This is a genomic window from Protofrankia sp. CiT1 (assembly GCF_917627335.1).
In the GTDB taxonomy this organism is placed as follows: Bacteria; Actinomycetota; Actinomycetes; order Frankiales; family Frankiaceae; genus Protofrankia.
The window spans coordinates 2,616-9,800 of the sequence record NZ_CAKJTP010000146.1 but is presented as its reverse complement, the minus strand read 5'-3'; the positions used below and the strand labels follow the sequence as shown (position 1 = coordinate 9,800).

5 protein-coding genes are annotated in these 7,185 nt (G+C 67.9%); 2 read left to right on the top strand and 3 right to left on the bottom strand.

The window, feature by feature from the left end; translation table 11 throughout:
• The coding region (locus MJ785_RS17775) for an XdhC family protein (protein WP_239381863.1) at positions 1 to 857 on the top strand (857 nt) is incomplete at its 5' end.
• Between the two features lie 53 nt (positions 858 to 910).
• Here the strand turns inward: MJ785_RS17775 and MJ785_RS17770 are convergent.
• The 3 genes from MJ785_RS17770 to MJ785_RS17760 all read right to left on the bottom strand — a co-directional run bounded on the left by MJ785_RS17770 (position 911) and on the right by MJ785_RS17760 (position 6,130).
• Positions 911 to 2,926: an ABC transporter ATP-binding protein gene (locus tag MJ785_RS17770; RefSeq protein WP_370651467.1), complete on the bottom strand. Its 2,016-nt coding sequence runs from the start codon at positions 2,924 to 2,926 to the stop codon at positions 911 to 913.
• Entirely contained in the window at positions 2,923 to 4,656 is a 1,734-nt protein-coding gene (locus MJ785_RS17765) for an ABC transporter ATP-binding protein (protein ID WP_239309310.1), read from the bottom strand. The genes MJ785_RS17770 and MJ785_RS17765 overlap by 4 nt, the downstream gene beginning before the upstream one ends.
• Positions 4,657 to 5,170: 514 nt before the next feature.
• Positions 5,171 to 6,130, bottom strand: a complete 960-nt coding sequence (locus MJ785_RS17760) for an undecaprenyl-diphosphate phosphatase (protein ID WP_239381861.1) — start codon at positions 6,128 to 6,130, stop codon at positions 5,171 to 5,173.
• Positions 6,131 to 6,276: 146 nt separating this feature from the next.
• On the opposite strand from MJ785_RS17760, the gene MJ785_RS17755 reads away from it, so the two are divergent.
• Positions 6,277 to 6,876 carry a BlaI/MecI/CopY family transcriptional regulator gene (locus MJ785_RS17755; protein ID WP_239381859.1) on the top strand — a complete coding sequence of 200 codons (600 nt, stop codon included), beginning with the start codon at positions 6,277 to 6,279 and terminating at the stop codon, positions 6,874 to 6,876.
• Positions 6,877 to 7,185: the final 309 nt, after the last annotated feature.

The window sequence follows — 7,185 nt, the reverse complement described above, 5'->3', positions numbered from 1 at the left end:
GCGACGACGACGTGTTCGCGGCCGGCCTGACCTGCGGCGGAGCAATCAGCGTCTTCGTGCAGCGCATCGACCGCGCGCATGCGCCGGACTTCCCCGCCGTCGCGACGACGGTTCAGGCCGCGGAGCCGGTCGCGGTGGCCACGGCCATAGCCGGCTCGGCCCGGCTGGGAGCGCGGCGCGCGATATGGCGGGACCGGGCTCTCGGCACGCTCGGTGCCAAGGATCTCGATACGGCGGTCACCGACGACGGGCGTGCTCTGCTTGCGCGGGGGCAGTCCGGCAAGCGCCGCTACGGGCCGGCGGGGGAACGGCGTTGCGGTACCGTGACCGTGTTCGTCCAGTCCCTCCTCCCTCCCCCGCGCATGCTTGTCTTCGGCGCGATCGATTTCGCCCGAGCGGTCACCCAGGTCGGGGTTTTCCTCGACTACCACGTCACCGTCTGCGACGCTCGGGCGGTATTCGCCACCCGCAGGCGGTTCCCCGAGGCGCACGAGGTAGTGGTCGAATGGCCGCACCGATACCTCAGGCGTACCACGGTGGACCCGTCGACAGTGATCTGCGTGCTCACCCACGACCCGAAGTTCGACGTACCGCTGCTGGTCTCGGCGCTGCGCACGCCCGCCGGCTACATCGGGGCGCTGGGCAGCCGGCGCACTCACGCCGATCGGCTGGCCCGCCTGCGGGAGGCCGGCCTGGCCGGGGACGAGCTCGTCCGCATCCGCGCGCCGATCGGCCTCGACCTGGGCGCCCACACCCCGGCGGAGACCGCCATATCGATCGCGGCAGAGATCATCCAGAACCGCTCACAACGCAGTGGCCAACCGCTGTCGACCACGGCCGGCCCCATCCACGGCTGAAACAGCTCCCCCGGCCGCGGCTGACCCGGCCAGCGCGGAATCACCCCAGGTGCTCAGACCTCGGCGACGGCCTGAGCGAACTGGGCCTGGTACAGCCGGGCATAAGCGCCGCCCGCGGCGAGCAGTTCGGTGTGGTTGCCCTGTTCGACGATGGCGCCGTTCTCCATCACCAGGATGGTGTCAGCGTCCCGGATGGTGGACAGCCGGTGCGCGATCACGAACGCGGTCCGCCCTGCCCGCAGAGTCGACATAGCTTGTTGGATCAACACCTCGGTACGGGTGTCCACCGAACTGGTCGCCTCGTCAAGAACAAGGATCAGCGGCTCCGCGAGGAAGGCACGGGCGATGGTGATCAGCTGCCGCTCCCCGCCGCTGACGCCGGCACCATCATCATCGAGCACCGTGTCGTAGCCGGCTGGCAAGGTCCGCACGAAGCGGTCGACGTGCGCGGCGGTAGCGGCCGCGACGATCTGTTCCCGGGTGGGCTCCGAGACAGCGTACGCGATGTTCTCCGCGATGGTGCCGCCGAACAGCCAGGTGTCCTGCAACACCATGCCGATGCTTGCCCGCAGCTCCTCTCGTGACATCGTGGCGATGTCGACCCCGTCCAGTGTGATCCGGCCGCTGGTGACATCGTAAAACCGCATCAGGAGATTGATCAACGTGGTCTTCCCGGCGCCGGTCGGACCGACGATCGCGACGGTGTGACCGGGTTCCGCGGTCAGCGACAGGTCCTCGATCAGCGGCCTGTCCGGCGTGTAGCAAAAGGCGACGTGCTCGAAGGCCACCCGGCCACGCAGCCGCTCCGGGTGCGCCGGGGCGACCGGGTCCGGTTCCTGCTCGCTGGCGTCGAGAAGGTCGAACACCCGCTCCGCGGAGGCCACCCCGGACTGGACCAGGTTCGCCATGCTGGCGACCATGGACAGCGGCTGGCTGAACTGCCGGGAGTACTGGATGAACGCCTGCACGTCACCGATCGACAGTGTGCCGGACGCGACCCGCAGCCCCCCGACGACCGCGACCAGCACGTAGTTGAGGTTCCCGATAAACATCATCGCCGGCTGCATCAGTCCGGAGATGAACTGCGCGCGCCAGCTGACCGCATAGAGCCGCTCGTTGTGCTCCTGGAAGATCCGCGCGGACTCCTCCTGCCGGCCAAACGCCCGGACCAGCGCGTGCCCGGTGTACATCTCCTCGATATGCGCGTTGAGCCGGCCGGTGATCTCCCACTGGCCGACGAACTGCGGCTGCGCGAACTTCCCGATCCGCGTCGCGACCATGATCGAAATCGGCACCGTGACCAGCGCGATCAGCGCGAGCACCCAGGAGATCCAGATCATCATCGACAGCACGCCGACGATGGTCAGCAGCGAGACGATTACCTGTGACAGGCTCTGCTGCAGGCTCTGCCCGAGGTTGTCGATGTCGTTGGTGACCCGGCTGAGCACCTCCCCCCGCAGCTGGTCGTCGAAGTAGCGCAGCGGCAACCGAGAGATCTTGGCCTGTACGTCCCCGCGCAGCTTGCCGATCACCCGCTGCAGGGCCAGGTTGGCGAGCCGGGCCTGGACGACACCGCACAGCCCTGCCAGCACGTAGACGACGAGCACTCCCAGCAGTACGGATCCGATCGCGTCGAAGTCCATCCCATGACCGGGCGTGACGTCGAGCGAGGCGAGCAGGTCGGCCTGGGTGTCATGGCCGGCGGCGCGCAGCTGTGCGACAGCCTCCGCCTTCGACATACCGGCCGGCAGCCGTCGGCTGAAGACCCCGGCGAACACCAGGTCGGTGGCATGCCCGAGCAGCCGCGGACCAAGCACGGTGAGCCCGACGCTCACCATCGCCAGCGCGATCGTCACAACGAACAGATGCCGTTGCGGGCGCAGCAGCCCGAGTAGCCGGCGGCTCGACCCGACGAAGTCCATGGACTTCTCCGCCGCGCCCTGACTCATGAAGAAGCGGCCCGGACCACCTATCGGCGTCGGCCCCCGGCGCGGCGCCACCGCCCGGGCCGGCTGGGCCGGCTGGGCTGGCGAGGCCGGCTGGGCTGGCACCACTGCCCGGTCGGTCATGCGGCCTCCTCCTCGGTGAGCTGGGAGAGCACGATCTCCCGATAGGTGGTGTTACCGGCCAGCAACTGGTGATGGGTGCCGGTACCGACGACCTCGCCGCCGTCCAGCACGATGATCTGGTCGGCATCACGGATGGTGGCGACCCGCTGGGCGACGATCACGACCGTCGCGGCGGCGGTCTCCCGGGCGAGCGCCGCCCGCAGCCGCGCGTCGGTGGCGTAGTCGAGGGCCGAGAACGAGTCGTCGAACAGGTAGACCTGCGGACGGCAGACCAGCACCCGGGCGATCGCGAGGCGCTGGCGCTGGCCGCCGGACACGTTCGTCCCGCCCTGGGCGATCGCGGTGTCCAGGCCGTCGGGCATGGCCTCGACGAACTCCTTCGCCTGCGCGATCTCCAAGGCCAGCCACAGGTCGGCGTCGGTGGCGTCCGGATTGCCGTAGCGCAGGTTGGTCGCGATGGTGCCGGAGAACAGGTACGGCTTCTGCGGGACCAGCCCGACGGTAGCGGCGAGCAACGCCGGGTCGAGCGCACGGACATCGACGCCGTCAACGAGGACACTCCCCTCGGTGGTGTCGGCCAGCCGTGGGATCAGGCCGAGCAACGTCGTTTTACCGCTACCGGTACCGCCGATGATCGCGGTGATCTGGCCGGGCCGGGCCCGCACACTGATCCCGCGCAGCACCGGCTCCTGTGCCCCCGGGTAGCGGAACCCGACGTCTCGCAGCTCCAGCTCGCCGTGCCGGTCGAGGGAGCGCACCGGGTTCGCCGGCGGCAGCAGGGTGGAGCCGGTCATCAGCACCTCCTGGATGCGTTCCGCGCACACCTCGGCACGAGGAATCATCATGAACATGAAGGTGGCCATCATCACCGACATCAGGATCTGCATGAGGTAGCTGAGAAACGCGGTGAGCGCGCCGATCTGCATCTGGCCGGCATCGATGCGGTGCGCGCCGAACCACAGCACGGCGACGCTGGAAACGTTCACCACCGTAAGCACCAGCGGGAACATCAACGCCATCAACTGGCCGAACCGCAGGGAGACGTCGGTCAGGTCAGCGTTGGCCGCCCCGAACCGGCGCTGCTCGTAGTCGTCCCGGACAAACGCTCGGATCACTCGCAACCCGCTGATCTGCTCGCGCAGGATCCGGTTGACAGCGTCGAGACGTTCCTGCATCGCCCGGCCCAAGGGCCGCATCCGGCTCACGATCAGGACGACGATCGTCCCGAGCACCGGCACTATCACGACCAGCAGGGCGGACAATCTGGCATCCTGGCGCAGCGCCAGCACGATTCCGCCCAGGCACATGATCGGCGCGGAGACCATCAGCGTGAAGCTCATCAGTGCCAGCATCTGGACCTGCTGGACATCGTTCGTGGCCCGGGTGATCAGAGAGGGTGCCCCGAACCGGCCGACCTCGCGGACGGAGAACGACTGCACCTGGTCGAACAGTGCCGCCCGCAGATCGCGCCCGAGAGCCATCGCCGTCTGAACACTGAAATACACGGCGGCGCCGGCACAGACGATCTGCACAGCGGCAACCCCGAGCATGATCCCGCCGGTGCGCACAATATAGCCGACATCGCCAGTGATCACCCCGTGGTCGATGATGTCGGCGTTCAGGGTCGGTAGATACAGGATGGCGATCGTCGCCACCAGCTGCAGGCCGACCGTTATCATGATCGGCCTGGTGTAGGGGCCAAGGTGGGCCCGCAGGATTCGGATCAGCATGCGGTCTCTCTCGGCAGCAGGGCAGATGGAACGAAGTCCGGACGGTGGCGCGAGGCTTTCATACCGCTGTATCCGCACGGGTCAGCGCCACGGCGCTGACCCATACCCGAAGCGGCCGGTGGCGGATTGCCGCCCGAGTGACGAAGGGCCGCAGCGCCGCCGACGCATACGAACACTACGAGCTGAACCCGGCTTCAGGTCAATGTATTTTCCGGGCATGGCTGGCCTGGCGCCCGCCGGCCGGATGGGCTGCCCCGCCAATGTGATAAGGAGCCGGTTGACGGGCAAACGGAACCACCTGCGCGACAGCACCAGCCGCATACGCTGGCTGCCGCCGTCGGCAATGGCATCGACCAGGATGACGTCAACCGGGATGGCGTCGGCCAGGATGGCCGGGATGGCCGGGAGCGGTTTCGCGCCGCACGCCGCGAAAGCAACGATCATGCGCTGCGCGCCTGGGTCCCGGCGCGCAGCCCGTCCGGTCGATCGTCGACGGCGGCGAGCGAAATCGCTGTCAGCCGCCGATACCGAAACGCAGGGTGGCGAGTCCACCGACAACGAGGCAGTACACGGCGAATGGGGTGAGGGTACGGGTCTCGAAGTAGTTGGTGAGGAAACGCACGGAGAGGTAAGCGGCGGTCCCGGCGGCAAGCATCCCGACGATGACCTGGCCGTGAATGTGACTTCCGGCGCTGCCCGCGAGGGTGGGGAGTTTCAGGAGGCCAGCGGCGAGGATGACCGGGGTGGCGAGCAGGAAGGAGAATCGGGCGGCGTCCTCATGGTCAAGGCCGCGGAGCAGCCCGCCGACCATGGTGATCCCGGACCGGGAAATGCCCGCGAACAGCGCGAAGGTCTGGAACAGCCCAATGACGCCGGCCTCCCGGTAGGCGAGCCGGTCGAGACCACGCCGCTCGGCGACCACCATGCCGTGACGCTCGATGATGCCATCGGCATCGGCATCGCCGCTGCGAGCCGTGGGTACGGGATGCGCGCGGCGGGCTTCCGCGTTGCGGCGCAGCCGCTCTCCGGCAAGGAGGATGACCCCGTTGAGGGTGAGGAAAAGCGCGGCGGCCAGCGGTTTGGCGAACAGCGTCCGGAAGGTGTGCTCGAGAAGAAAGCCGGTGAGCCCGACGGGGATCGTGCCGATAATCAGCAGCCAGGCCAGCCGCTCGTCCGAGGTCGTCACGGTACGGCTGCGTAGACTGACCGCGAGGGCACGGATAATACGGATCCAGTCGGACCGGAAGAAGACAAGCAGCGCGCCGGCTGTCGCTACGTGCAACGCGACGATGAACGCCAGATAGGGCGACTGTTCACTGGTTGAGGACGCCGATTCGGTAACAAGGTGCTTCCAGCTTCCACCAATCACCGCGGGGACCAGCACGGAATGCCCGAGGCTGGACACCGGGAACAATTCGGTCACACCTTGCAGCAGCCCGGTGACAATCGACTGCATATAGGTAAGATCACTCATACTTCTTCTCGTCTCCAGGCTACGGGCGACCGGCAAGAGGGGACGCGGCATCGCGGGGCTGGGGCACGCCCCTCGTGCCGGGCGCGCTCATGAGTGCAGGGATGCCGACCGATCGCGACCGGCAGCCGTACCACAACGGACAACTGATGGCCGATGGCCGTCGGCCGGGAACCTGGCGCATAATCCGGACGACGGACATATCGGGTCACATTGACCTCGGCACAGTCATCATCAACGATCACATCGCGCCCCCGCATGCGCCGAATGCGCTGGAGTTACTACCGGCGGTAGACTACTACAACACTGTCGTATGCTACGACGAGACGTCGCTGCTACGGGAGACCGGGGGTTGCATGGGCGACCGGGCGGAAAACCGGCGGGTCCGTCGGGCGCGCGGCGCGCTGGAGCGCGAAATACTGGCCGCGCTGTGGGCCGCGGACGAGCCGGTGGCCCCAGCCGTGATCCAGCAGTCCCTCGGGGGCGATCTCGCCTACACAACGGTGACGACGATCCTCACCCGGCTGGCGGAGAAGGGGCTGGCGGAGCGGATACCGACCGGTCGTGGCTACGCCTGGCGGGCGCTGGCCGCACGGGAGGAGCTTGCCGCCCAGCAGATGAAGGCTCTGCTGGGCCGAGGTGAGACCCCGACCGCGGTGTTGCAGCGGTTCGTCGAACAGCTCAGCCCCGCCGAAGGCGCGGCCCTGCGCTCCCTGCTCGCCGCCCAGCCACCGCCCGCCGACGAATGACGTTCGACCAGCGCCGGCACCGGCACCGGCTTTGCCCAAAAAATGATCTTTCGCGAAACGGCTGAGCCTCCCGTTCGCCAGTTGACGCCACGCCAGCCGACCAGGCATTGTCGACTCATGAGGTCGAGATTTCTCCTCGTGGCGTGTCGCTACATGGACTACCGGCTTACCTCCAGCGCGCTCTGTCGCTGACCATCGTGACCGTCGCCGACGGCGGCGGCCCACCCGATCTCTATGGGTGGGTACCAGATACCGGGCCGGGGTTCTCTTCGCGGCCTGGCTGGCGGCAGGCGCCTGACCGATGGCGTG